We start from the raw sequence: 23,727 nt of genomic DNA, 5'->3' as shown, positions 1-23,727 counted from the left end.
ACAGGTCACTGTTTAGAGGCAACTAAATCAAAATGGTAAATGCTTACTAACCAATTGAAAAATATAAAAATACGCAGTGCTGTCTTTAAGACATCTAGCCTCATCATTTTCTGATGTAGAATTTGTTAGGATTTTCGTTGACTCACATTCTCATGCTACCTATTACATGGAGTTACTATGGGCATTTACGTTAGGAAAAGCATTCGCGTTGGACCGATAAGATTCAACCTATCCAAATCTGGAGTCGGCGCATCTATTGGCATAAAAGGGCTGAGATTCGGTACTGGTCCAAGAGGAAATTACATCCATGTTGGTGCTGGCGGAGTCTATTATCGTGCTTCGCTTTCACCAAGCATGATCCCAGAGAACGGTAAAAAGGTCCAACGTGTACCTAATGAATCCCCAATAGAACATGACACTACACATGCACCTCTCGAGGAAATCGAGTCATCCCATATCTCGGAAATCGTTGATTCAAGTTCCCGAGAACTGCTTGAAGAATTGAACAACAAACGTAAGAAGTCACAAATATGGCCCTTGGTCATGTGCCTTTCGATTGCGCTGTTACTTTACGGTTTTTCACAGACATGGCCTGAGTGGTGCCTCGCTATAGGCTTTATCGTAGGGGTAGCAATCTCTGTTTTTGCTTACATGTACGATCAGCTAAGAAAGACTACTGTTCTTTTTTATGACTTTGATGATCAAATGATGGCATGTTACCAGCAACTTCATGATAGTGGAGCCAAGCTCGCAAGCTGCTCAAAAGTATGGCATATAGAAGCTTCTGGAGCCGTTTATGACCCCAAGTATCATGCCGGAGCTGGTAACTTACTACGCAGAAAAGTCACCTCAATCAGCAAATCAAAGCCTCCCTTTGTTAAAACAAATATTGAGACGATTGCTATCAATGTCGGTCGCCAAACATTGCATTTTTTTCCAGATAGAGTACTGGTTTATGACCGTGAAGGTGTAGGCGCTGTTGGTTATAACCAGCTATTCGTTAATGTAGGTGATAGTCGATTCATTGAGAGCGAAGGTGTACCTGGAGATGCCATAGTCGTTGGCAGGACATGGAAGTATGTGAACAAGTCTGGAGGCCCAGACAGAAGATTTAAAGACAATTCAGAACTTCCTATATGTCTTTATGAAAACCTTTCGTTTACAAGTCATTCTGGACTAAATGAGTTATTACAACTGTCTAAAACTGGCTATGGAGAAAGCTTTTCACATTCAATTGAAACACTTAGCAAAAAAGTCATTTCTGCTTAGCTATGTCATTTTTTATACTGAGAATAATTGACTGTTAGGCTTGCCCTCGGGCATTCCTGGAATGGGGCTTGAAATGGACGGTGCAGTACAGCACGCGCCACAATCGGGACGGCAATCCATAAATGCTCTCTTTCGCTGACGATCGCCCGCGAGTCGGGCATCGCGCGCACAGTAACACCTTTTGCGTATTGATAGCAAAAGCCACGAATTCCTCTTGCCTGAAAGGCCGCGCGCGAGTAATTTGGCGCGATATTTTTTACCTCCCGTAAACAGGATTACTGCAATGCCAAGAGCGAACGAAATTAAGAAAGGTATGGTGCTGAATTACAACGGCAAACTGCTGATTGTGAAAGATATCGACATTCAGGCCCCGAGCGCCCGTGGTGCAGCAACGCTGTACAAAATGCGTTTCGCCGATGTGCGTACCGGCCTGAAAGTGGAAGAGCGCTTTAAAGGTGACGATATCGTCGATACCGTGACCCTGACCCGTCGCTATGTTGATTTCTCCTACATCGACGGCAACGAATACGTGTTCATGGATAAAGAAGATTACACCCCGTACATCTTCACCAAAGATCAGATTGAAGAAGAGCTGCTGTTTATCCCTGAAGGCGGCATGCCTGACATGCAGGTTCTGACCTGGGACGGCGTGCTGCTGGCGCTGGAACTGCCTCAGACCGTCGATCTGGAAATCGTTGAAACGGCGCCTGGCATCAAAGGCGCGTCCGCCAGTGCCCGCAACAAACCGGCTACCCTGACGACCGGCCTGGTTGTGCAGGTACCGGAATACCTCTCCGCTGGCGAGAAAATCCGCATCCATATCGAAGAAAAACGCTATATGGGTCGCGCTGACTGATTGCGGCGTTTGTCGGGTGGCGGCTTCGCCTTACCCGACCTACAAAAACACAAAAACCGGCTCTCAGGCCGGTTTTTTTATTGTAGCAATTCAGGCTACAGAAGCTCCGGATACTTCGTCATCTTCAGCGCCAGCTCAACGCCGCGCACTTCCGCCATGCCTTTAAGACGGCCAATCGCCGAATAGCCCGGGTTGGTTTTCTTACGCAGATCGTCCAGCATCTGGTGACCGTGATCCGGACGGAACGGGATAGGACGCACATCGCCCGCCTGCTTACGACGCGCCTCTTCCGCCAGAATGGCGTCTACCACCGCCACCATATTCACATCGCCGCCCAGGTGCGCCGCCTCGTGGAAGGTTTTTGGATTCTCTTCGCGGCAGGTCGCGCGCAGATGCGTGAAGTGGATACGATCGCCGAAGGTTTCAATCATCCGCACAAGGTCGTTATCCGCACGCACGCCGTAGGAGCCGGTACACATGGTAAAGCCGTTATAGATGCTGTTTACCGTCTCTTTCAGCCACTGCATATCTTCAATCGTAGACACGATACGCGGCAGGCCGAGGATAGGACGCGGTGGATCGTCCGGATGCACGGCCAGGCGAACCCCTACCTCTTCCGCAACCGGCACGATAGCGCGCAGGAAATACGCCATGTTTTCACGCAGTTGCTGCTTATCAATATCGCCGTATTCCGCCAGGCGCGCGCGGAACTGATCCAGCGTATACCCTTCTTCAGCCCCGGGCAGGCCCGCAATAATATTACGGGTCAGCTTTTCGATGTCCGCGTCACTGGCAGCGTTAAACCACGCGCGCGCCTGCTGCTGCTCTTCCGCGGTGTAATCCGCTTCGGCGCCAGGGCGTTTCAGAATGTGCAGCTCGAATGCCGCAAAGGCAATCTGATCGAAACGCAGCGCTTTCGAGCCGTCCGGCATCTGATATTCAAGGTCGGTTCGCGTCCAGTCGAGGATAGGCATGAAGTTATAGCAGACCGTATCAATGCCGCAGGTCGCCAGGTTGCGAATGCTCTGCTGATAGTTAGCAATCCAGGTCTGGCATTCCCCTGAATGGGTTTTAATGTCTTCATGAACCGGGATACTTTCCACCACAGACCAGGTTAACCCCTTCTCCGCCAGCAGCGCCTGACGCTGTTGAATTTCCTCTACCGGCCAGACCTGACCGTTTGGAATATGATGCAGCGCCGTGACGACACCCGTTGCGCCAGCCTGGCGCACATCATCAAGAGAAACCGGATCGTTCGGCCCGTACCAACGCCAGGTTTGTTCCATTGCCTCACCCTCTTAAGTTGTTATACCAATATGTGCTACTGCAATGACGACTACCATACATGTTTGCCGTGAAGGGTCAATACACCGCCACACATTGATTGATCAAACTCACATAACGGGGATATTTACGGCTCACCAATTTTATTTGCTGTCATATAACTTTACACTGGCATTGTTAATTAATGGTTAATCAGGTGTGTACCTCATGAAGACAATTGCCTCCACCGCCCTTCCTGCCCGGGTTCAGCAACCGCGCTACGATCGCCAGTCATTACGCTCCCGCATCGTCCACTTTGGCTTTGGCGCGTTTCACCGTGCGCACCAGGCATTGTTAACAAATCGGGTGCTGAATGAAAAAGGCGGCGACTGGGGGATTTGTGAGATTAGCCTTTTCAGCGGCGATGTGCTGATGAGCCAGCTGCGCGCGCAGGATCATCTGTTCACCGTGCTGGAGAAAGGGGCTGAAGGCAATGAGGCGATTATCGTCGGTGCTGTCCATGAATGCCTGAACGCAAAGCTGGACTCCCTGCCCGCCATTATTGAGAAATTTTGCGAGCCTCAGGTTGCGATTGTCTCGCTCACCATCACGGAAAAAGGCTATTGCATCGATCCCGCGACCGGAAAACTCGATCTGAATAACCCCCGGATCGTCCACGACCTTGAAAACCCCTCCGAGCCACATTCGGCCCCAGGGATCCTGGTCGAAGCCCTCCACCGCCGCCGCGAGCGCGGCTTGTCTGCGTTTACCGTGCTGTCCTGCGACAATATCCCTGACAACGGGCACGTGGTGAAAAACGCGGTGCTGGGCATGGCGCAAAAACGTTCCGCAGGGTTATCTGAATGGATTGATAGCCACGTGAGTTTCCCGGGGACGATGGTCGACAGGATTGTGCCCGCCGCAACGGAGGCCTCGCTGGCGGAAATCACCGACGCGCTTGGCGTGGAAGATCCGTGCGCCATAAGCTGCGAGCCGTTCATTCAGTGGGTCGTAGAAGATAATTTTGTCGCCGGACGTCCCGAGTGGGAAGTGGCCGGTGTCCAGATGGTGCAGGATGTTCTGCCGTGGGAGCAGATGAAATTGCGCATGCTCAACGGCAGCCACTCTTTCCTGGCGTATCTGGGGTACCTCGCCGGCTACGCCCATATAAATGAATGCATGGAGGACGCGGCGTTCCGTGAAGCCGCCCGTCGACTCATGCTGGACGAGCAGGCCCCAACATTACGCATTAAGGATGTCGACCTCACCGCCTACGCCGATAGCCTGCTGGAGCGCTTTGCCAACCCGGCCCTCCAGCACCGGACCTGGCAAATCGCGATGGACGGTAGCCAGAAACTTCCGCAAAGAATGCTGGACGGGATCCGCGTTCACCTTGAGCGAAATACGCCGTGGTCGCTGCTGGCCCTGGGCGTGGCCGGCTGGATACGCTACGTCAGCGGTACCGACGAACGCGGAAACGCGATTGACGTACGCGATCCCCTTAGCGATAAAATCCGCGCCATCGTCAATGCCAGCAGCGACGCCAACCGCGTCCACGCGCTGCTGGGGCTGAGTGAGGTCTTCGGTCACGATCTTGCGCATAATCGCGTTTTTGTGGAGGCTGTCAGCCAGGCCTATGAGCGCATAACCCGCCACGGCGCACGTCAGGCTGTTATCGAAACGTTAAATCTTTAACGATTATTGCGCTTAATGCGAACGGATGAGGCCTCCGTTCGCCCTTCCCCTTCTCACAGGGCACGTTTTTCGCCAGGATAGAGAATAGTGTTATAGCATCACCATTCTCATCCGGAGCGCACGTGACCAAAACCAACCTCATTACCGGTTTTCTCGGCAGCGGTAAAACCACCTCAATTCTCCACCTGCTGGCAAATAAAGATCCAGCCGAGAAATGGGCCGTGCTGGTCAATGAATTTGGCGAGGTGGGCATTGACGGCGCGTTGCTGTCATCCAGCGGCGCAATGATTAAAGAGATCCCCGGCGGGTGCATGTGCTGCGTCAATGGCCTGCCGATGCAGGTCGGGCTCAATACCCTGCTGCGTCAGGGCAAACCTGACCGCCTGCTGATTGAACCCACCGGGCTGGGTCACCCGAAGCAGATCCTCGATTTACTGACAGCCCCGGTTTACGAGCCGTGGATCGATCTGCGCGCCACCCTGTGCCTGCTCGATCCGCGTCAGCTTCTGGATGACAAGTCGCTGGCCAATGAGAACTTCCGCGATCAGCTCGCCTCGGCTGACGTTATTGTCGCGAATAAAGCCGATCGCGCCACGGCTGAAAGCCAGGCCGCGCTGGAGTCGTGGTGGCAGCATTTCGGCGGCAATCGCACACGGGTGCAGACTACCCAGGGGAATATTGATAGCGCCCTGCTTGACCTTCCTCGTCTGAACCTGGCTGAGCTTCCGGCCAGTGCGGAACATGCTCATCGCCATCCGGTGAAACAGGGTTTAGCTGCCCTTAGCCTGCCAGAACACCAGCGCTGGCGCCGTAACCTGAACAGCGGTCAGGGATATCAGGCCTGCGGGTGGATTTTTGATGCTGAAACCGTTTTCGACACCATTGGGATCCTCGAGTGGGCCCGACTTGCGCCCGTCGATCGCGTTAAAGGGATCATGCGCACGCCAGACGGGCTGGTGCGAATCAACCGTCAGGGCGACGATTTCTTTATTGAAACGCAAAATGTGGCGCCGCCTGACAGCCGTATAGAGTTAATTAGTGCGGTTAACGCCGACTGGAATGCCCTCCAGTCCAGCCTGTTGAGGATTCGTTTAAGTTCAGGCGGCTAACGTTGCCCCTGTTTTCACACTATACAGAACGTTATGACAACTCGATTTCCCCTGATATTACTGCTTAATGTCGCCGGTCTGGCGCTTTTCTTCTCCTGGTATATCCCGGCGGATCATGGTTTCTGGTTCCCGCTGGATTCTGCCATTTTCCACTTCTTCAACCAGGAGCTGGTGAAGAGCAACGCGTTCCTGTGGCTGGTAGCAATTACCAACAACCGCGCCTTCGACGGCTTCTCGCTGCTGGCGATGGGCTGCCTGATGCTCTCTTTCTGGCTGAAAGAGGACAAAGCCGGGCGCCGGCGTATTCTGATTATCGGTCTGGTGATGCTGCTATTTGCCGTCGTCATTAACCAGCTGGCCACCGCGATTATTCCGGTTAAGCGCTCCAGCCCAACGCTATTTTTCACCGATATTTATCGCGTGAGTGAACTGCTGCATATTCCAACAAAAGATGCGTCGAAGGACAGTTTCCCCGGCGATCACGGCATGATGCTGCTTATTTTTTCCGCAATTATGCTTCGCTATTTCGGCACAAAAGCGTTTGCCATAGCCCTGATTATTTTTGTGGTTTTTGCCTTCCCGCGCGTAATGATTGGCGCTCACTGGTTCACCGATATTGCCGTCGGTTCGCTCTCCGTTGCGCTGATTGCGCTGCCGTGGTGTTTGATGACCCCACTGAGCGACAGGATAATAGCGCTGTTCGATCGTTACCTTCCCGGTAAAACGCAACAATAATTGAACAAATAACTAACCTAAATTAACGTGAGCTATCAGGGATCGACATGATCCCTGATAGCCTTCCCGCCACGATCTTTTCCCAGTGTCATATTCTTGTCATCACATTCATGATAAAAATGAAGCAATTGCGCGATAAAGCCTCGGATCTGACCGCATTTTAAGCAATTACGGATTTTTACTTTCTGTATCACATTTTCTTATAAAAAAAAGGCTTTTTTTACTCGCAATACCCCTGGCAATCGGTTAATCTCGAACTCGTTTTGCCCCATAGGGATAATTATTTCGATGGTGAATAATTTTGTGCGCTATGCCACAAATGTGACCAGAAAGAATTGTCTCAATGTGAACAGATAATTAGTCTCGTCACGTTTGGCATTTTTATAACGATATTTGTCGTTAAGGACTTCAAGGGATAATAAACAAAATGGTCAAATCTCAACCGTTTCTGAGATATATCTTACGGGGGATCCCGGCGATAGCAGTCGCGGTACTGTTATCTGCATGTAGTACATCGAACACCGCAAAGAATATGCATCCTGAGACGCGTGTTGTGGGAATGGAAGATTCCTCGTCACTGCAAGCCTCTCAGGATGAATTTGAAAATATGGTACGTAATCTGGACGTGAAGTCCCGCATTATGGACCAGTATGCTGACTGGAAAGGCGTGCGCTATCGTCTTGGCGGCAGCACAAAAACAGGTATTGATTGTTCCGGTTTTGTACAGCGTACGTTCCGTGAGCAATTTGGGTTAGATCTTCCGCGTTCAACCTATGAACAGCAGGAGATGGGCAAGTCGATTTCACGTACCAAACTGCGCACCGGTGATTTAGTCCTGTTCCGTGCCGGTTCTACAGGTCGACATGTTGGCATCTATATTGGTAACGACCAGTTCGTACATGCCTCCACCAGCAGCGGTGTGACCATTTCCAGCATGAATGAACCGTACTGGAAGAAGCGCTACAACGAAGCACGCCGCGTACTGACCCGCAGTTAATATGACTATTGTATCGTTGGTTATCCCTTGGCTGACGATATGATGAAAAAAAGCACTGCTTCGGCAGTGTTTTTTTTTGCCCATTACACTGAATACATCCAGCGGCATTTCAGGAATCACGACGTCTATGCTCACCCGCTACTTCTCCAGTAATCGTAAGATACTGATCCTCAGTATTATCACGGGTCTCATCACCGCCCTGCTCCTGGGTTCACTGCAATTTTCCTGGAGTTACCACAAGCGGGAAGTCAAATTCGACACTCTGGTGAATGATGTAAGCGCCTATATGGGGAGCTATTTCGACGATTTAAAAAAAGCGGTCAATGTTCTCCAGCCCCTCACGCTGAACACGTGCCACGACGTCAATCAGGAACTCACCTCACGCGCGGCCTTCAGCATTAACGTTCGCGCCTTCCTGCTGGTCAGGGACAAGATGGCGTTCTGCTCTTCCGCCACAGGCCCGATGAATGTCCCGATGGAGACGCTGATACCTGAGCTGAATATCGATAAACCGATCGATATGGCGCTGCTCCCGGGTACCCCCATGCTGCCTGATGAACCTGCAATTGCGATCTGGTACCGCAACCCATTAGTAAAGGGCGGCGGTGTGTTCACTTCAGTGAATATTAATCTGACGCCTTACCTGCTCTACACGGAGCGCCAGGACGAGTTCGCGGGTATAGCCATCATCATCGGCGATAACGCATTGTCGACCCAGTCCAGTACCCTGGTTCATGCGCACGAATTACATGACATCCCGGTCCGCACGGCGACGCTGAAAGACGTCCCCCTGACCATCAACCTGTATGCGGACGCATGGACCAGCGATGAAATTCTCTACGCCGTATTCTTCGGGCTGGTATGCGGCATTTGTGCCGGTTCGCTTAACTACTACATCCTCAGCATTCGGCTCAACCCGGGTAAAGAGATTTTAAGCGCCATTAAGCGCGGCCAGTTTTACGTGGTCTATCAGCCCGTCGTTGATGCCAAATCGCTCAAAATGACCGGGCTTGAAGTGCTGATGCGCTGGAAGCACCCGACAATGGGGGAAATTCCGCCTGACGCGTTTATCAATTTTGCCGAAGCGCAGAAGCTGATCGTGCCGCTGACGCTGCATCTCTTTGACCTTATCATTCACGATGCACCCGTGTTACAAACGCTGTTACCCCCGGGTGCCAAGGTGGGCATTAACATTGCGCCGGGGCATCTGCATGCGGAAAGCTTCAAGGACGATATGCGCACCTTCAAAGCGCTACTGCCGCCGGATTATTTCCAGATCGTGCTGGAAATTACCGAACGTGACATGCTGAATCATCGGGAAGCCAACAGCCTCTTCGAATGGCTGCATAACGAAGGGTTTGAAATCGCCATTGATGATTTTGGTACCGGCCACAGCGCGCTAATTTATCTTGAGCATTTCACCATGGACTACCTCAAAATCGACCGTGGTTTTGTGAATGCGATCGGTACTGAGACCGTGACGTCGCCGGTGCTGGATGCCGTTCTGACGCTCGCAAGACGACTGAATATGTCGACCGTCGCCGAAGGGGTAGAGACGCCGGAACAGGCGGCCTGGCTGCGCGAACACGGCGTTAACTTCCTGCAGGGATACTGGATTAGCCGTCCGATGCCGCTGGCGCAGTTCCGTGAATGGCGGCCTGATATTTCGCCCGAGGGCGATTAATTTCACATTGTCCGCGACGTCACTTATTATTCAGCTTAACCGAGCCGGTCTGTAAAAGAGGGAGCCGCCGCGAGATGCTTATGCGCTTTATGTTGCTGATGCTGGCATTCACCAGCCTGTCCAGCCAGGCGCAAGCCATCAAAGAAAATATCGCCTTCGCGGTGATTGGCGAGCCGAAATACGCGGTCAATTTTACGCACTTCGATTACGTCAACCCTGCCGCGCCGAAGGGCGGTAAGGTGACGCTTTCCGCCACGGGAACCTTCGACAACTTCAACCGCTTCGCCCTGCGCGGCGTGGCGGCAGCGCGGACGGAATCGCTTTACGATACGCTCTTTGTCACCTCTGACGATGAACCCGGCAGCTACTATCCGCTGATTGCCGAGAACGTGCGTTACGCCGATAACTTCGCCTGGGCGGAAATCTCGCTGAACCCGCGGGCACGTTTTCACGATGGCACACCGGTTAAAGCCAGCGACGTTGCGTTCACCTTCCATAAATTTATGACCGAAGGCGTGCCCCAGTTCCGCATCGTATATAAGGGCGCGTCCGTCAGAGCCATTGCGCCGCTCACCGTGCGCATCGAGCTGAGCGAACCCAATAAAGAGAACATGCTGAGCCTGTTCTCGCTGCCGGTAATGCCTGAATCGTTCTGGAAAAATCATAAGCTAAGCGATCCCCTTTCGACTCCCCCACTGGCAGGTGGCCCTTACCGCATTACCGACTGGCGCATGGGGCAATATGTCGTCTATTCCCGCGTCAAAGACTACTGGGCGGCCAATCTGCCGGTAAACCGCGGACGCTGGAACTTCGACACCCTTCGCTATGATTACTACCTCGACGATAACGTGGCATTTGAAGCGTTCAAAGCCGGGGCCTTCGATTTGCGCGTCGAGAGCAGCGCCAAAAACTGGGCGACCCGCTATATCGGCAAAAATTTCGCAAAAGGCTATATCGTCAAAGACGAGCACAAAAATGAGTCTGCCCAGGACACCCGCTGGCTGGCGTTTAATATTCAGCGTCCGGTATTTAATGACCGCCGGGTGCGGGAAGCGATATCTCTGGCCTTTGATTTTGAGTGGATGAACAAAGCGCTGTTTTACGGTGCCTACAGTCGCGCCAACAGCTATTTTCAGAATACCGAGTACGCCGCGCGCGATTACCCGAAAGCCGACGAGCTGGTCCTGCTGGCGCCGCTAAAAGCGGAGGTTCCGCCACAGGTGTTCACCACCGTGTTTCAGCCGCCCGCATCGAAGGGTGACGGCTACGACCGTGACAACCTGCTGAAGGCCAGCAAGCTGCTGGATGACGCGGGCTGGCACCTGAAAAATCAAAAGCGTGTGGATGCCAAAACGGGTAAGCCGCTCAGCTTTGAGCTGCTGCTCTCGTCCGGAGGCAACGATCAGTGGGTGCTGCCGTTTAAGCACAATCTTGAGCGGCTGGGCGTGACCATGAACATTCGCCAGGTGGATAACGCGCAGATCACCAGCCGCATGCGCAGCCGTGATTACGACATGATGCAGCGCCTGTGGCCCGCCCAGCCGTGGCCCAGCTCGGACCTGCAAATCTCCTGGGCCTCCAGCTACATCGACTCCTCGTACAACGCGCCGGGGGTAAAAAGCCCGGCGATTGACGCGCTCATTGCGAAAATCGTGGCGGCGCAGGGGGATAAAGAAAAGCTCCTGCCGCTCGGGCGCGCCCTCGACAGGGTCTTAACCTGGAACTACTACATGCTGCCGATGTGGTATATGGGCGAAGATCGCCTTGCGCGCTGGGATAAGTTCTCCGTGCCTGCCGTGCGCCCTGTCTACTCCCTGGGCTTTGATACCTGGTGGTATGACGTTAACAAAGCCGCCAGACTTCCCGCTGAGCGGCGATAAGGAATTATCATGGGTGCCTATCTTCTCCGCCGTCTGCTGCTGGTCATCCCCACCCTGTGGGCCATCATCACGATTAACTTTTTTATCGTGCAAATCGCCCCCGGTGGGCCGGTCGATCAGGCCATTGCCGCCATTGAATTTGGCAACAGCGGCGGCATGCCCGGCGGCGGCGGTGAAGGGATGGGCGCCAGCCATGCGCGAACCGGCGTAGGGAATATCAGTGAAAGCCACTACCGCGGCGGACGCGGGCTGGATCCGGAAGTGATCGCCGAGATCACCCACCGCTACGGCTTTGACAAACCGATTCACGAGCGCTATTTCAAAATGCTCTGGGATTACATCCGCTTTGATTTTGGCGATAGCCTGTTTCGCAGTGCGTCAGTGCTGACGCTGATCAAGCAAAGCCTGCCGGTTTCGATCACGCTGGGGCTGTGGGGTACGCTGATTATCTATCTGGTCTCTATTCCGCTCGGGATCCGCAAAGCGGTGTACAACGGCAGCCGGTTCGATATCTGGAGCAGCACGTTCATCATTATTGGCTATGCCATCCCGGCGTTTCTGTTTGCCGTCCTGCTGATCGTCTTTTTTGCCGGGGGAAGCTATTTCGACCTCTTCCCGCTGCGAGGGCTCGTCTCCGCCGATTTCAGCTCCCTGCCGCGGTATCAGAAAATTACCGACTATCTCTGGCATATCACGCTGCCGGTGCTGGCAACGGTCATCGGCGGGTTTGCGGCCCTGACCATGTTGACCAAAAACGCCTTTCTCGATGAAATTCGTAAACAGTACGTCGTCACGGCCCGCGCCAAGGGCGTGAGCGAGAAGCAGATCATGTGGAAACACGTGTTTCGCAACGCCATGCTGCTGGTGATCGCCGGATTTCCGGCCACGTTCATCGGCATGTTTTTTACCGGCTCGCTGCTGATAGAGGTGATGTTCTCGCTCAACGGCCTGGGGCTGCTGGGCTATGAGGCTACCGTGTCGCGCGATTATCCGGTGATGTTTGGCACACTCTATATTTTCACCCTGATTGGCCTGCTGCTGAATATCATCAGTGATATCAGCTATACACTGGTCGATCCCCGAATCGATTTTGAGGGCCGCTGATGCCGCGTTTAAGCCCCGTCAATCAGGCCCGCTGGGCCCGTTTTCGCCACAACCGCCGCGGCTACTGGTCGCTGTGGATTTTTGCCGTGCTGTTTGCCTTAAGCATGTGTTCGGAGCTGATCGCCAACGACAAACCGCTGCTGGTGCATTTTAACGACCGCTGGTACGTGCCGGTTATCGCCAGTTACACCGAAAGCGACTTTGGCGGCCCGTTTGCGACCCCGGCTGAATATCAGGATCCGTGGCTTCGCGATCAAATCGACAGGCACGGCTGGGCGCTCTGGGCACCGGTGCGCTTTGGCGCAAACAGCATTAACTTCGCCACCACGACCCCTTTCCCTTCCCCGCCCTCCGCGCAAAACTGGCTGGGAACCGATGCGAACGGCGGCGACGTGCTGGCCCGCATCCTGTACGGCACGCGAATCTCGCTTCTCTTTGGGCTGATGCTGACGATCTTCTCAAGCGTCATGGGCGTCGTGGCGGGCGCCGTTCAGGGCTACTACGGCGGGAAAATTGACCTGTGGGGCCAGCGGATTATTGAAGTCTGGTCAGGCATGCCGACGCTGTTTCTGATCATCCTGCTTTCCAGCGTCGTACAGCCCAACTTCTGGTGGCTATTAGGCATCACCGTCCTGTTCGGCTGGATGGCGCTGGTGGGCGTGGTGCGGGCGGAGTTTCTGCGCACCCGAAATTTCGACTATATTCGCGCCGCGCAGGCGCTTGGCGTGAGTGACCGCGGGATCATCTTCCGCCATATGCTGCCCAACGCGGTGGTAGCAACTCTCACCTTCCTGCCGTTTATTCTGTGCAGCTCCATCACCACCCTCACTTCGCTGGATTTTCTTGGTTTCGGGCTACCGCTGGGTTCCCCGTCGCTCGGCGAACTGCTGCTGCAGGGTAAAAACAACCTGCAGGCACCGTGGTTAGGCATCGCCGCCTTTCTTTCCGTGGCCGTTCTGCTGTCGCTGCTGATTTTTATTGGCGAAGCCGTGCGCGATGCCTTCGATCCGAACAAGGCGGTATAAAATGCCCCAGCCTCTTCTCAGTATTGATAACCTGTCGATTGCTTTTTCAACGCAGGGCGAGACGCGCACCGTGGTCACCGACCTGTCGCTGCAGATCCAGCGCGGTGAAACGCTGGCCCTGGTGGGTGAATCGGGTTCAGGCAAGAGCGTTTCGGCGCTCTCCATCCTGCGGCTGCTGCCCTCTCCGCCGGTGAGCTATCCGCAAGGGGATATTCTCTTTCACGGCAGCTCGCTGCTGCACGCCGACGAACAGACCCTGCGCGGCATTCGCGGCAACAAAATCGCCATGATCTTCCAGGAGCCGATGGTTTCCCTCAACCCGCTGCACAGCCTGGAGAAACAGCTCTATGAAGTGCTCTCCCTGCACCGGGGGATGCGCAAAGAGGCCGCACGGGGAGAAATTCTGGACTGTCTGGAGCGAACAGGCATACGCAACGCGGCCAAACGGCTGAATGATTTTCCGCACCAGCTCTCCGGCGGCGAACGCCAGCGCGTGATGATCGCCATGGCCCTGCTCACGCGCCCCGAACTGTTGATTGCCGATGAGCCCACAACGGCGCTGGACGTAACGGTACAGGCGCAAATACTGACGCTGCTGCGGGAACTGCGTGACGAGCTGAACATGAGCCTGCTGTTTATCACGCATAACCTGAGCATTGTGAGAAAGCTGGCCGACAGCGTCGCGGTGATGCAAAACGGACGCTGTGTTGAACAGAATACCGCGTCAACGCTGCTGAGCGCGCCGCAGCACCCCTATACGCAGCGGTTGCTCGACAGCGAACCCTCCGGCGACCCGGTTCCTCTCACGGCTGACAGCACACCGCTGCTGCGCGTTGAGGATCTGTCCGTCTCGTTCCCGATCCGCAAAGGTATTCTGCGGCGCATTGTCGATCGGAACCCGGTGCTGAAAAACATCCGCTTCTCGCTGCGCCCGGGAGAGTCCCTGGGGCTGGTGGGCGAATCCGGCTCGGGTAAAAGCACCACCGGTCTGGCGCTGCTGCGCCTGATCGCCTCCCAGGGCGAGATCCTCTTTGACGATATGCCGCTGCACCGCTGGAACCGCCGTCAGATGCTGCCCGTGCGGCCCCGCATGCAGGTGGTGTTTCAGGATCCTAACTCCTCGCTTAACCCGCGGCTCAGCGTGTTACAGATTATCGAAGAGGGTCTGCGCGTGCATCAGCCCGGCCTGAGCGCGCAGCAGCGCGAGCAGGAGGTTATTCGGGTCATGGCCGAAGTGGGTCTAGATCCCGAGACGCGCCACCGCTACCCTGCGGAATTTTCCGGTGGGCAGCGCCAGCGTATCGCCATTGCCCGCGCGCTGATCCTGAAACCGGAGCTGATTATTCTGGATGAACCGACGTCGTCGCTGGACAGAACCGTTCAGGCGCAGATCCTGGCCCTGCTGAAAGGGCTTCAGGAAAAGCACCGGCTGGCCTATATCTTTATCAGCCACGATCTACAGGTGGTGCGGGCGCTATGTCATCAGGTGATAGTGTTGCGACAGGGAGAAGTGGTCGAGCAGGGTGAGTGCCAGCGCGTATTTAGCGCGCCAACGCAGCGCTACACGCGCCAGCTGTTGTCGGCAGACTAGCGGTCAGAACGGGTACTGGCCGGAGAAAGGTTCAGCAATGGCAACGCCAAAATTCTTCAGACGGCAGGTGGCGGCAAACTCGTCCTGGCTTTTCACAAACAGGCATGGCTCACCTTCACACTCCAGGACGGAGCTGTCCACTTCGATATCCGTCAGGGCCTGACTGAGACGCTCCATCACCCGCCATGCATTTTCGTCGCTCGGGCTCAACAGCTTGAGCGCCACCAGGCAGTTTTCACAGCCCGCGACGTTTTGCGGAATCGGTTCAACTTTCGAACCTGCAAAACCCGCCGACCAGCGATAGCTCTGGGGCAAGCGATGGACAATGGAGAGTTGTAATGTATTCACGTTCGTTCCCCGGAAGCAAAATTTACTTCACAATTTATTTACATTTATAGTAACACATCATCGCCAGCCTGCACTATTCAGCGCTTTTTTATCCGTTTCCAGGCTCGCGTCGGCGCTATATGTACCCGTTTCTGCGATCTAACTCAACCTTTTTGAATACAATGATGTGACTTTTTACACAAATAGATTTTACATAAAATAAACAAACACGGAATAAACGAACGAGGGTTTGGTTGATATGCATCAACAAAAAAGGCCCTGCCGGGCCTTCTCTGTGTTTTAGTGGGCCGCTTTTCGCGGTCGACTGGCGTAAAGATAGAAGAGTATCGAGCTGGTTGCGCAAAAAGCCATCGCCCACAGCATGGGCCATGCCGTCGTAAAGGTGGCCATCGAAAGCAACGCGCCAACGATAGCACCGATGCCGAAGCGGAACGTCCCTGCCAGAGATGATGCGGTCCCCGCCATGTGCGGGAACTCATCCAGGATCACCGCCATCGCATTGGATGACACCATCGACACGCAGCCGACAAAGGCCGCCACGCCGACCACCAGCGCCCAGAAGCCCACGCCCAGAAACGCGCTCACCACCAGCCAGATCGCCATCACAAACTGGATCCACAGCCCGGCGCGGAACATGTTCAGCGCCCCCACCCGCCGGACAAAGCGGCTGTTGATGATGGTCATGATGAACAGGAAGACGATGTTAAGCGCAAAGTAATAGCCGAAGTGCTGCGGCGAAACGTGGTTCAGCTCGATGTAGACAAACGGCCCGGCGCTCAGGAAGGAGAACATTCCGGCGAAGCTGAACCCGCTTGCCAGCATATAGCTGAGCACGCGCTTGTGGCGAAACAGCGAGGCAAAGTTGCCGATGGTGGTTCGGATGTGGAATTTCTGCCGGCGCTCGACGGGAAGCGTTTCATCAATAAAGAAGAAAATCATCGCGGAGGCCAGCAGCGCGGCCAGGGCCAGGATCCAGAAAATCACATGCCAGCTAAACCACACCAGCACCGCACCACCGGCCATGGGTGCCACCAGCGGCGCAATCGTCGTCACCAGCATCACGAACGACATCATGCGGGAGAACTCTTCCTTCGGGTAGATATCGCGCATCAGGGCGTTAATCACCACGCTTGCCGCTGCCGCCGCCAGACCGTGGAAGAAGCGCATGACAATCAGATGATCGATGGTCTGCGCCAGCGCACAGGCAACCGCAGCGGCCGCAAAGACCAGCGTCCCGCCCAGAATGACCGGCTTGCGTCCAAGGCTGTCCGCCATCGGGCCATAAAACAGTTGGCCGAGGGCAAAGCCAAGAATATAGGTGCTGAGCGTCATCTGCGCGCTGCCCGCCGGAACGCCAAACTGCGCGGAAATCACCGGCAGCGCGGGCAGGTACATATCAATAGACAGCGGCATCAGCATGGCCAGCAGGCCAAGAATGAAGACGATTTTGAACGACGAGTGTGGCCTGGTGGTCACAGAGTTCTCCTGAAATTAGTGCGAAGGCAGACCGACGCTGGCGATCTCTTCTTCCGTTAACGGGCGATATTCGCCAGGTGCCAGGTCGGGATCGAGTTCAATCGCACCAATCCGTTCGCGATGCAGGCCAACAACGTGGTTCCCCACCGCGGCAAACATACGTTTCACCTGATGGTAGCGCCCCTCGCTGATGGTCAGGCGGACCTCGGTCGGGGTGATGACTTCGAGCACCGCCGGTTTGGTCAGATCTTTTTCATTATGCAGCTGAACGCCTTTCGCGAAGTGCTCTGCCGTGTCATCCGACACCGGCGACTCCAGCGTCACGAGGTAGGTTTTCTCGCAGTGGTGTCGTGGAGAGGTGATGCGGTGCGACCACTGCCCGTCGTCGGTCATCAGCACCAGACCGGTGGTGTCGATGTCGAGGCGGCCTGCGGCATGCAGCTTGTGCGCCACCGGTTCGTCGAGGAAATAGAGCACCGTCGGGTGATCCGGATCGTCCGTTGAGCAGACGTAGCCTTCCGGCTTGTTGAGCATGAAGTAGCGCGGACCGTGCTGCTGGGTCAGCGGATTGCCGTCATACTCCACCTGATGGTCAGGTTGCAGTTTGAACGCGCTGTCTCTCACAATGTCGCCATCCACGGTAACGCGGCTGGCGCGAATTTCGCGCCCGGCAATAGCGCGGCTTACGCCGAGTTGCTGAGCGATAAACTTATCAAGTCGCATGAAATCTTTTTAGCCTTAATGGTGCAGGAAGTCGGACAACAGGTCCGAAAAAAGAAGCAGTCTGGAACGGTTCAGTATAATGGTCTGGTTGCGCCACTCAAGGGAAAAAGTTTCGTGGCATACTATGTGCGGAATAACGAAACCGAGACCCCATGACTTTTACACTTCGTCCCTATCAGCAGGAAGCCGTTGACGCCACCCTCGCCTGGTTCCGTAAACATCGCGAGCCGGCGGCGATTGTGCTCCCGACCGGCGCAGGCAAAAGCCTGGTCATTGCCGAGCTGGCGCGTCTGGCCCGCGGTCGCGTGCTGGTACTGGCGCACGTTAAAGAGCTCGTCGCGCAAAACCATGCCAAGTATTGTGCACTTGGGCTGGAAGCCGACATTTTCGCCGCCGGGCTAAAGCGTAAAGAGAGCCACGGCAAAGTGGTGTTTGGCAGCGTGCAGTCGGTGGCCCGCAATCTGGATCTGTTTCGCAGCGAATTTTCGCTGCTGATTGTCGACGAATGTCACCGCATCAGCGATGACGACGACAGCCAGTATCAGCAAATCCTGTCACACCTGAAAGCGGTGAACCCTCACCTGCGCCTGCTGGGCCTGACGGCGACCCCGTTTCGCCTGGGGAAAGGCTGGATCTATCGCTACCATTATCACGGCATGGTGCGCGGCGATGACAAGGCCCTGTTTAGCGACTGCATTTACGAGCTTCCGCTGCGCTACATGATTAAACATGGCTACCTGACGCCGCCTGAACGGCTGGATATGCCGGTGGTGCAGTACGACTTCAGCCGCCTGCAGGCGCAAAGCAACGGGTTATTCAGCGAAGCGGATATTAACCAGGAGCTGAAAAAGCAAAAGCGCATTACGCCGCACATCATCAGCCAGATAGAGGAGTTTGCGCAGACGCGCAAAGGGGTGATGATCTTTGCCGCCACCGTTGAGCACGCGCGGGAAATCACCGGGTTACTGCCTTCCGGCGACGCGGCGCTCATCACCGGCGAGACGCCCGGCCCGGAGCGCGACAGCCTGATCGACGCGTTTAAAGCCCAGCGGTTCCGCTATCTGGTTAACGTGTCGGTATTGACCACCGGCTTTGACGCACCGCACGTCGACCTGATCGCCATTTTGCGCCCGACCGAATCGGTGAGTCTGTATCAGCAAATTGTTGGCCGCGGCCTGCGCCTGGCCCCCGGGAAAACCGACTGCCTGATTCTGGATTATGCAGGTAACCCGCACGATCTCTATACGCCTGAAGTCGGCGCGCCAAAAGGGAAAAGCGACAACGTGCCCGTGCAGGTCTTTTGCCCTGCCTGTGGGTTTGCCAACACTTTCTGGGGCAAAACCACCGCCGACGGCACGCTGATCGAACATTTTGGCCGCCGCTGTCAGGGCTGGTTTGAAGATGATGACGGGCATCGCGAGCAGTGCGATTTTCGTTTCCGCTTTAAAAACTGCCCGCAGTGCAACGCCGAAAACGACATTGCCGCTCGCCGCTGTCGGGAATGTGACACGGTGCTGGTTGACCCGGACGACATGCTGAAAGCAGCATTAAAGCTGAAAGATGCGCTGGTACTGCGCTGTTCCGGCATGGCATTGCAGCCCGGCGCCGATGAAAAAGGCGAATGGTTGAAAATCACCTATTACGACGAAGACGGGGCGGACGTCAGCGAGCGCTTCCGGGTCCAGACGCCTGCTCAGCGAACGGCCTTCGAACAGCTGTTTATCCGCCCGCACACCCGCACCCCGGGCGTGCCCCTGCGCTGGATCACCGTGGCCGATATCGTGCGCCAGCAGGTGCTGTTGCGCCATCCGGATTTTGTGGTCGCCCGTAAGAAAGGCCAGTTCTGGCAGGTGCGCGAGAAACTCTTTGACTACGAAGGTCGCTTCCGTCGCGCCAATGAATTGCGCGGTTAGCGGGACTTTTCATTGATGTGAGGGGCATTTGAGTATAAAATGCCGCCCGCTTCACATCCGTGAGGCAGAACACTCACCTGCTGCTGGGTCGCCTGTAGTAGGGTTTTAAATACAGAGAGAAATCAATGTTTACTATCGAAGCAGAAGTACGTAACGTGCAGGGTAAGGGTGCGAGCCGCCGCCTGCGTACCGCTAACAAGTTCCCGGCTATCGTTTACGGTGGCGAAGCTGCTCCAGTTGCAATCGAACTGGATCACGACAAACTGTGGAACCTGCAGACCAAAGCTGAATTCTACAGCGAAGTTCTGACCATCGTTGTTGGCGGTAAAGAAGAAAAAGTGAAAGTTCAGGCTGTTCAGCGTCACGCGTTCAAGCCAAAACTGACTCACATCGACTTCGTTCGCGCGTAATCGCAAACCTGTCGAAAAAAACCCCGCTTCTGCGGGGTTTTTTGTGCCTGCTATTTACCGCCCGAGGTGCGGCGCTGAAGCTGATCGCGCAGATTCGGCGGCGTACCCTTAATGGTCAGCGTATCGGTGGCCGGATCCCAGAAGATACGTTCCCCCAGCAGCATCGCATCAAAGTTGATGGTTAACCCGCCGCCGCTGCCGGCAAACTTGGTTAACTGGCGCAGCGTGCTGCGATCCGCCGGGAAGCTCTCTTCAAGCTCATAGCCCTTTTCTGCGGTAAATTCCTGGAAGCTGACTTCGCTGACGCCTGCCAGCTCTTTTGACAGCGACTCCAGCTCAATCTCTTCCCCTGCCTGCAGCTGTTCGTTGCAGTAGCTGTAAACCTGCTGGCGCACCGTCTGGCGCTCGGATTTATCGAGCTGCGCTTCTGCTGTGAAATCGTCAACCGCCTGGAGCAGCCCTTTGTTCTGCGCTTTGGCGTTAAGCCCTTCACTGGCACCGAGGAAGTCCATAAAGAAATCCGCCACTTTGCGGCCCACGCGCCCCTTCAGGAATGTCAGGTAGCGGGTCGATTCCGGGTTGGTTTCCCACTCGGTCAAATCAATACGCGCCACGATATCCGCATGGTTGATATCCAGATAATGCGTCGAGCTGATGTCCAGCTGCTCATTCACGCGCATGCTGCTTAAGTTATTCAGTACGGTAACCAGCAAATACTCGACCGCCAGGTAGCGGTAGTGGCAGAACAGCACGATCCCACCATCGGCGAACGGATATTTCGCCAGCTCGTCGCGCAGACGCCCGGTTGCCGCACGGCTAAACGCCAGAAAATCCTCTTCACCCTGACGCTGCAGGCGCAGGCTATCGGCCAGCTCACTCTCTTCGCTGAACAGGCCATAGGCTTTATTTTTGGCGCTGTAGACGCGATGCAGCTCTGCCATCATCTCCACAACGGTCGCCGTGGGTTCCAGTAACGAATCGCGCAGCACCACTTCAAGGGTTTGCTCATCACGCTTGATAAGCTGGTGCAAGGCAATCTGGTTGATTTCCAGACTCATGATAAACTCTCCTTTTAGACCGGGCGGTATTCAACCACCACCAGGACATGTGTGCAACAACAGATAAAAAAGGGGAAAAAAAGCTGTTGCTACGGTAATATGTTGCCCTTTCATCAACAAACTGATTTTGATTTATGCCACAACATTCCCGCTACAGTGATGAACACGTTGAACAACTGCTCAGTGAGCTGGTCAACGTACTGGAAAAACATAAAACGCCGACCGATCTCTCCCTGATGGTTTTGGGAAATATGGTCACCAACCTGATTAACACCAGCGTTGCTCCGGCTCAGCGTCAGGCGATCGCAAAATCGTTCGCCCAGGCTTTACAGTCGTCCGTCAGCAACGACCCGGCCCATTAAGGGATACGAACAACAGTTTATGGTGACGAATCGTCAGCGCTACCGTGAAAAAGTCTCCCAGATGGTCAGCTGGGGGCACTGGTTTGCCCTGTTCAACATTCTGCTGGCGACGGTCATTGGCTGTCGTTATCTGTTTGTCGCAGACTGGCCAACAACGCTCACCGGGCGTATCTACTCCTGGATAAGCGTTGTCGGTCACTTTAGCTTTTTGGTTTTCGCCACCTATCTGCTGATCCTGTTCCCCTTGACGTTTATCGTCATGTCGCAGCGTCTGATGCGATTCTTGTCCGCCATCCTTGCGACGGTGGGGATGACGCTGCTGCTTATCGACAGTGAAGTGTTCACCCGCTTCCACCTGCATCTCAACCCCATCGTCTGGGAACTGGTGATTAACCCCGACCAGAACGAAACGGCCCGTGACTGGCAGCTGATGTTTATCAGCGTCCCGGTGATCCTGTTGATTGAGATGCTGTTTGCCACCTGGAGCTGGCAAAAACTGCGTAGCCTGACCCGGCGACGCCACTACGCGAAGCCCGTCGCCGCGCTCTTCTTCGTCTCCTTTATCAGTTCGCACATCATGTATATCTGGGCGGATGCGAACTTCTATCGTCCTATTACCATGCAGCGCGCGAACCTGCCGCTCTCATATCCGATGACGGCCCGTCGCTTCCTCGAAAAACACGGCCTGCTTGATGCGCAGGAATATCAGCGCCGTCTTATCGAGCAGGGTAACCCGGAAGCCGTCAGCGTGCAGTATCCTCTGAGCGACCTGAACTACCGCGATATGGGACGAGGCCAAAACGTCCTGCTGATCACCGTCGATGGACTGAACTATTCCCGTTACGAGAAGCAGATGCCTGCGCTGGCCAATTTCGCGAGTCAAAACGTCTCGTTTACTCAACATATGAGCTCCGGTAACACAACCGACGCGGGCATCTTTGGCCTCTTCTATGGCATTTCAGCCGGCTATATGGACGGCGTACTGTCTACCCGCACACCTGCGGCGCTGATCACCGGGCTGAATCAGCAGGGCTATCAGTTAGGGTTGTTCTCATCCGATGGCTTTAACAGCCCGCTCTACCGCCAGGCGCTGCTGTCTGATTTCTCACTGCCGACGGCACAAAATCAGTCTGATGCGCAGACCGCCAGCCAATGGATAAACTGGCTGCAGCGCTACGCCCAGGAAGATAACCGCTGGTTCTCATGGGTTGCCTTTAACGGCACAACGCTTGCAAACAGCAATAAGAGTGATTTTGCGCGCCGCTACGGCCGCGCGGCGGGTGATGTTGATGCGCAGATTGGTCGCGTGCTTGACGCGCTACGTGAGTCCGGCAAGCTTGATAACACTGTGGTGATCGTGACCGCAGGCCATGGCGTCCCGTTAGGTGACGAGACGAAGAGTATGAGCTGGTCACGCCCGAACCTGCAGGTTCCGCTGGTGATCCACTGGCCGGGCACCCCGGCGCAGCGCATCAATATGCTTACCGAGCATAAAGATGTGATGACCACCCTGATGCAACGCCTGCTGCACGTCAGCACGCCAGCAAACGAGTATTCGCAGGGCCAGGATCTCTTCAGCGCCGCGCGCCGCCATAACTGGGTCACGGCTGCGGGTAATAATACGCTGGTGGTGACTACGCCGAAGCTGACGCTGGTGCTGAACAACAACGGGAATTATCAGACGTATAACCTGCAGGGTGAACGACTGAAAGACCAGAAGCCGCAGCTGAGCCTGCTGCTGCAGGTTCTGACGGATGAGAAGCGCTTCATCGCTAACTGATTAATAATAAACCAGTTAGCGACGGATTCCCTTGCATTCAAAACGGAATCGAGTAGTATTCTTTTCATGCGTCGGCACGTAGCGCAGCCTGGTAGCGCACCGTCATGGGGTGTCGGGGGTCGGAGGTTCAAATCCTCTCGTGCCGACCAAAAACACATTGAAAACCAGCCTCTTATGGCTGGTTTTTTATTGGCAAATTTCTTGTGGGGAAACATTGGGGAATAACTGGGGAATAACTACCTGCAATTTATGTTCAGACAGACGAAAAAAGCACATCCTGGAAATCGTTTCACTCACCTTGACACTGTATATATTTACAGTAAAAATACAACCTCCTCTCATAGAAATTTAGGAGACTGTTATGTTCGTTGAGTTGGTTTACGATAAGCGAAATGTCCAAGGTTTGGATGGTGCCAGAGAAATTATTTTGGCTGAGCTGACGAAGAGAG

The 23,727-nt window shown here is 54.8% G+C and carries 20 protein-coding genes, 1 tRNA gene and 2 pseudogenes; 17 read left to right on the top strand and 6 right to left on the bottom strand.

Translation table 11 applies throughout. The annotated features are described in order from the left end of the window. Positions 1 to 177 precede the first annotated feature (177 nt). Positions 178 to 1,269: a DUF4236 domain-containing protein gene (locus BM007_RS14580; protein WP_048224170.1), complete on the top strand. Its 1,092-nt coding sequence runs from the start codon at positions 178 to 180 to the stop codon at positions 1,267 to 1,269. Between the two features lie 36 nt (positions 1,270 to 1,305). Here BM007_RS14580 and BM007_RS14575 read toward each other — a convergent pair. Continuing rightward, positions 1,306 to 1,389: pseudogene (locus tag BM007_RS14575) on the bottom strand (YkgJ family cysteine cluster protein); the annotation flags it as partial. Positions 1,390 to 1,552: 163 nt separating this feature from the next. On the opposite strand from BM007_RS14575, the gene yeiP reads away from it, so the two are divergent. Beyond that, on the top strand, positions 1,553 to 2,125 hold the full coding sequence (yeiP, locus tag BM007_RS14570; RefSeq protein ID WP_008500940.1) for an elongation factor P-like protein YeiP: 573 nt from the start codon (positions 1,553 to 1,555) through the stop codon (positions 2,123 to 2,125). 95 nt (positions 2,126 to 2,220) lie between these two features. Here yeiP and uxuA read toward each other — a convergent pair whose 3' ends face one another. Then, positions 2,221 to 3,411, bottom strand: a complete 1,191-nt coding sequence (uxuA, locus tag BM007_RS14565) for a mannonate dehydratase (protein WP_090419456.1) — start codon at positions 3,409 to 3,411, stop codon at positions 2,221 to 2,223. Between the two features lie 205 nt (positions 3,412 to 3,616). Here uxuA and BM007_RS14560 point away from each other — a divergent pair, with 205 nt between their 5' ends. From BM007_RS14560 to yejF, 9 genes are all read left to right on the top strand, one after another. Next, positions 3,617 to 5,083: a mannitol dehydrogenase family protein gene (locus tag BM007_RS14560; protein ID WP_090419453.1), complete on the top strand. Its 1,467-nt coding sequence runs from the start codon at positions 3,617 to 3,619 to the stop codon at positions 5,081 to 5,083. A 122-nt stretch (positions 5,084 to 5,205) separates the two neighbouring features. Beyond that, positions 5,206 to 6,192, top strand: a complete 987-nt coding sequence (locus BM007_RS14555) for a CobW family GTP-binding protein (RefSeq protein ID WP_090419451.1) — start codon at positions 5,206 to 5,208, stop codon at positions 6,190 to 6,192. Between the two features lie 33 nt (positions 6,193 to 6,225). Further along, positions 6,226 to 6,927 (top strand): phosphatase PAP2 family protein, encoded by a 702-nt coding sequence (locus BM007_RS14550; protein WP_061714747.1) that lies wholly within the window; start codon positions 6,226 to 6,228, stop codon positions 6,925 to 6,927. Between the two features lie 427 nt (positions 6,928 to 7,354). Continuing rightward, on the top strand, positions 7,355 to 7,924 hold the full coding sequence (gene mepS, locus BM007_RS14545) for a bifunctional murein DD-endopeptidase/murein LD-carboxypeptidase (protein WP_008500946.1): 570 nt from the start codon (positions 7,355 to 7,357) through the stop codon (positions 7,922 to 7,924). A 127-nt stretch (positions 7,925 to 8,051) separates the two neighbouring features. Next, positions 8,052 to 9,608, top strand: a complete 1,557-nt coding sequence (locus BM007_RS14540) for a cyclic di-GMP phosphodiesterase (protein WP_024908180.1) — start codon at positions 8,052 to 8,054, stop codon at positions 9,606 to 9,608. 74 nt (positions 9,609 to 9,682) lie between these two features. Then, a complete protein-coding gene (locus BM007_RS14535; RefSeq protein ID WP_024908181.1) occupies positions 9,683 to 11,488 on the top strand; it encodes an extracellular solute-binding protein in 1,806 nt (601 codons plus the stop codon). 9 nt (positions 11,489 to 11,497) lie between these two features. Next, positions 11,498 to 12,592, top strand: a complete 1,095-nt coding sequence (locus tag BM007_RS14530) for a microcin C ABC transporter permease YejB (protein ID WP_048991696.1) — start codon at positions 11,498 to 11,500, stop codon at positions 12,590 to 12,592. Beyond that, positions 12,592 to 13,617 carry an ABC transporter permease gene (locus tag BM007_RS14525; protein ID WP_024908183.1) on the top strand — a complete coding sequence of 342 codons (1,026 nt, stop codon included), beginning with the start codon at positions 12,592 to 12,594 and terminating at the stop codon, positions 13,615 to 13,617. The genes BM007_RS14530 and BM007_RS14525 overlap by 1 nt, the downstream gene beginning before the upstream one ends. A gap of 1 nt (position 13,618) precedes the next feature. Then, entirely contained in the window at positions 13,619 to 15,208 is a 1,590-nt protein-coding gene (gene yejF, locus BM007_RS14520) for a microcin C ABC transporter ATP-binding protein YejF (RefSeq protein ID WP_048991694.1), read from the top strand. 3 nt (positions 15,209 to 15,211) lie between these two features. On the opposite strand, the gene BM007_RS14515 is transcribed toward yejF, so the two are convergent. The 3 genes from BM007_RS14515 to rsuA form a co-directional block, all read right to left on the bottom strand. Continuing rightward, positions 15,212 to 15,556 carry a YejG family protein gene (locus tag BM007_RS14515; protein WP_008500952.1) on the bottom strand — a complete coding sequence of 115 codons (345 nt, stop codon included), beginning with the start codon at positions 15,554 to 15,556 and terminating at the stop codon, positions 15,212 to 15,214. A 279-nt stretch (positions 15,557 to 15,835) separates the two neighbouring features. After that, positions 15,836 to 17,032: a Bcr/CflA family multidrug efflux MFS transporter gene (locus BM007_RS14510; RefSeq protein ID WP_045402783.1), complete on the bottom strand. Its 1,197-nt coding sequence runs from the start codon at positions 17,030 to 17,032 to the stop codon at positions 15,836 to 15,838. 15 nt (positions 17,033 to 17,047) lie between these two features. Next, a complete protein-coding gene (gene rsuA / locus BM007_RS14505) occupies positions 17,048 to 17,755 on the bottom strand; it encodes a 16S rRNA pseudouridine(516) synthase RsuA (protein WP_021241522.1) in 708 nt (235 codons plus the stop codon). A gap of 152 nt (positions 17,756 to 17,907) precedes the next feature. Between rsuA and BM007_RS14500 the strand changes: the two genes are divergently transcribed. Together BM007_RS14500 and rplY are read left to right on the top strand one after the other, a co-directional pair. Beyond that, positions 17,908 to 19,668 (top strand): DNA repair helicase RadD, encoded by a 1,761-nt coding sequence (locus tag BM007_RS14500; protein ID WP_090419448.1) that lies wholly within the window; start codon positions 17,908 to 17,910, stop codon positions 19,666 to 19,668. Between the two features lie 125 nt (positions 19,669 to 19,793). Then, positions 19,794 to 20,078 carry a 50S ribosomal protein L25 gene (rplY, locus tag BM007_RS14495; RefSeq protein WP_008500956.1) on the top strand — a complete coding sequence of 95 codons (285 nt, stop codon included), beginning with the start codon at positions 19,794 to 19,796 and terminating at the stop codon, positions 20,076 to 20,078. Between the two features lie 50 nt (positions 20,079 to 20,128). Here the strand turns inward: rplY and yejK are convergent, their stop codons facing one another. Further along, positions 20,129 to 21,136 carry a nucleoid-associated protein YejK gene (gene yejK / locus BM007_RS14490; RefSeq protein ID WP_008500957.1) on the bottom strand — a complete coding sequence of 336 codons (1,008 nt, stop codon included), beginning with the start codon at positions 21,134 to 21,136 and terminating at the stop codon, positions 20,129 to 20,131. 134 nt (positions 21,137 to 21,270) lie between these two features. On the opposite strand from yejK, the gene BM007_RS14485 reads away from it, so the two are divergent. From BM007_RS14485 to BM007_RS14470, 4 genes and pseudogenes are all read left to right on the top strand, one after another. Further along, positions 21,271 to 21,498 carry a YejL family protein gene (locus tag BM007_RS14485; RefSeq protein ID WP_008500958.1) on the top strand — a complete coding sequence of 76 codons (228 nt, stop codon included), beginning with the start codon at positions 21,271 to 21,273 and terminating at the stop codon, positions 21,496 to 21,498. Between the two features lie 19 nt (positions 21,499 to 21,517). After that, on the top strand, positions 21,518 to 23,278 hold the full coding sequence (gene yejM, locus BM007_RS14480) for an LPS biosynthesis-modulating metalloenzyme YejM (protein WP_048991690.1): 1,761 nt from the start codon (positions 21,518 to 21,520) through the stop codon (positions 23,276 to 23,278). 72 nt (positions 23,279 to 23,350) lie between these two features. Continuing rightward, positions 23,351 to 23,427 (top strand) — tRNA-Pro (locus BM007_RS14475). A 212-nt stretch (positions 23,428 to 23,639) separates the two neighbouring features. Continuing rightward, positions 23,640 to 23,727: pseudogene (locus tag BM007_RS14470) on the top strand (DinI family protein); the annotation flags it as partial.

It is taken from the genome of Enterobacter sp. NFIX59, assembly GCF_900113755.1.
In the GTDB taxonomy this organism is placed as follows: domain Bacteria; phylum Pseudomonadota; class Gammaproteobacteria; order Enterobacterales; family Enterobacteriaceae; genus Enterobacter; species Enterobacter pseudoroggenkampii.
Note: the sequence above shows the minus strand (reverse complement) of the source record. Positions and strands in the feature narration are given on the sequence as shown.

Bases quoted from the DNA above. Each gene is read 5' to 3' on its own strand.
- BM007_RS14525 (WP_024908183.1), top strand. From the start codon at position 12,592: ATGCCGCGTTTAAGCCCCGTCAATCAGGCCCGCTGGGCCCGTTTTCGC.
- BM007_RS14540 (WP_024908180.1), top strand. From the start codon at position 8,052: ATGCTCACCCGCTACTTCTCCAGTAATCGTAAGATACTGATCCTCAGT.
- rplY (WP_008500956.1), top strand. From the start codon at position 19,794: ATGTTTACTATCGAAGCAGAAGTACGTAACGTGCAGGGTAAGGGTGCG.
- BM007_RS14530 (WP_048991696.1), top strand. From the start codon at position 11,498: ATGGGTGCCTATCTTCTCCGCCGTCTGCTGCTGGTCATCCCCACCCTG.
- BM007_RS14550 (WP_061714747.1), top strand. From the start codon at position 6,226: ATGACAACTCGATTTCCCCTGATATTACTGCTTAATGTCGCCGGTCTG.
- BM007_RS14500 (WP_090419448.1), top strand. From the start codon at position 17,908: ATGACTTTTACACTTCGTCCCTATCAGCAGGAAGCCGTTGACGCCACC.
- yejK (WP_008500957.1), bottom strand. From the start codon at position 21,136: ATGAGTCTGGAAATCAACCAGATTGCCTTGCACCAGCTTATCAAGCGT.
- yeiP (WP_008500940.1), top strand. From the start codon at position 1,553: ATGCCAAGAGCGAACGAAATTAAGAAAGGTATGGTGCTGAATTACAAC.
- yejF (WP_048991694.1), top strand. From the start codon at position 13,619: ATGCCCCAGCCTCTTCTCAGTATTGATAACCTGTCGATTGCTTTTTCA.
- BM007_RS14485 (WP_008500958.1), top strand. From the start codon at position 21,271: ATGCCACAACATTCCCGCTACAGTGATGAACACGTTGAACAACTGCTC.
- mepS (WP_008500946.1), top strand. From the start codon at position 7,355: ATGGTCAAATCTCAACCGTTTCTGAGATATATCTTACGGGGGATCCCG.
- BM007_RS14535 (WP_024908181.1), top strand. From the start codon at position 9,683: ATGCTTATGCGCTTTATGTTGCTGATGCTGGCATTCACCAGCCTGTCC.
- BM007_RS14580 (WP_048224170.1), top strand. From the start codon at position 178: ATGGGCATTTACGTTAGGAAAAGCATTCGCGTTGGACCGATAAGATTC.
- BM007_RS14560 (WP_090419453.1), top strand. From the start codon at position 3,617: ATGAAGACAATTGCCTCCACCGCCCTTCCTGCCCGGGTTCAGCAACCG.
- uxuA (WP_090419456.1), bottom strand. From the start codon at position 3,411: ATGGAACAAACCTGGCGTTGGTACGGGCCGAACGATCCGGTTTCTCTT.
- yejM (WP_048991690.1), top strand. From the start codon at position 21,518: ATGGTGACGAATCGTCAGCGCTACCGTGAAAAAGTCTCCCAGATGGTC.
- rsuA (WP_021241522.1), bottom strand. From the start codon at position 17,755: ATGCGACTTGATAAGTTTATCGCTCAGCAACTCGGCGTAAGCCGCGCT.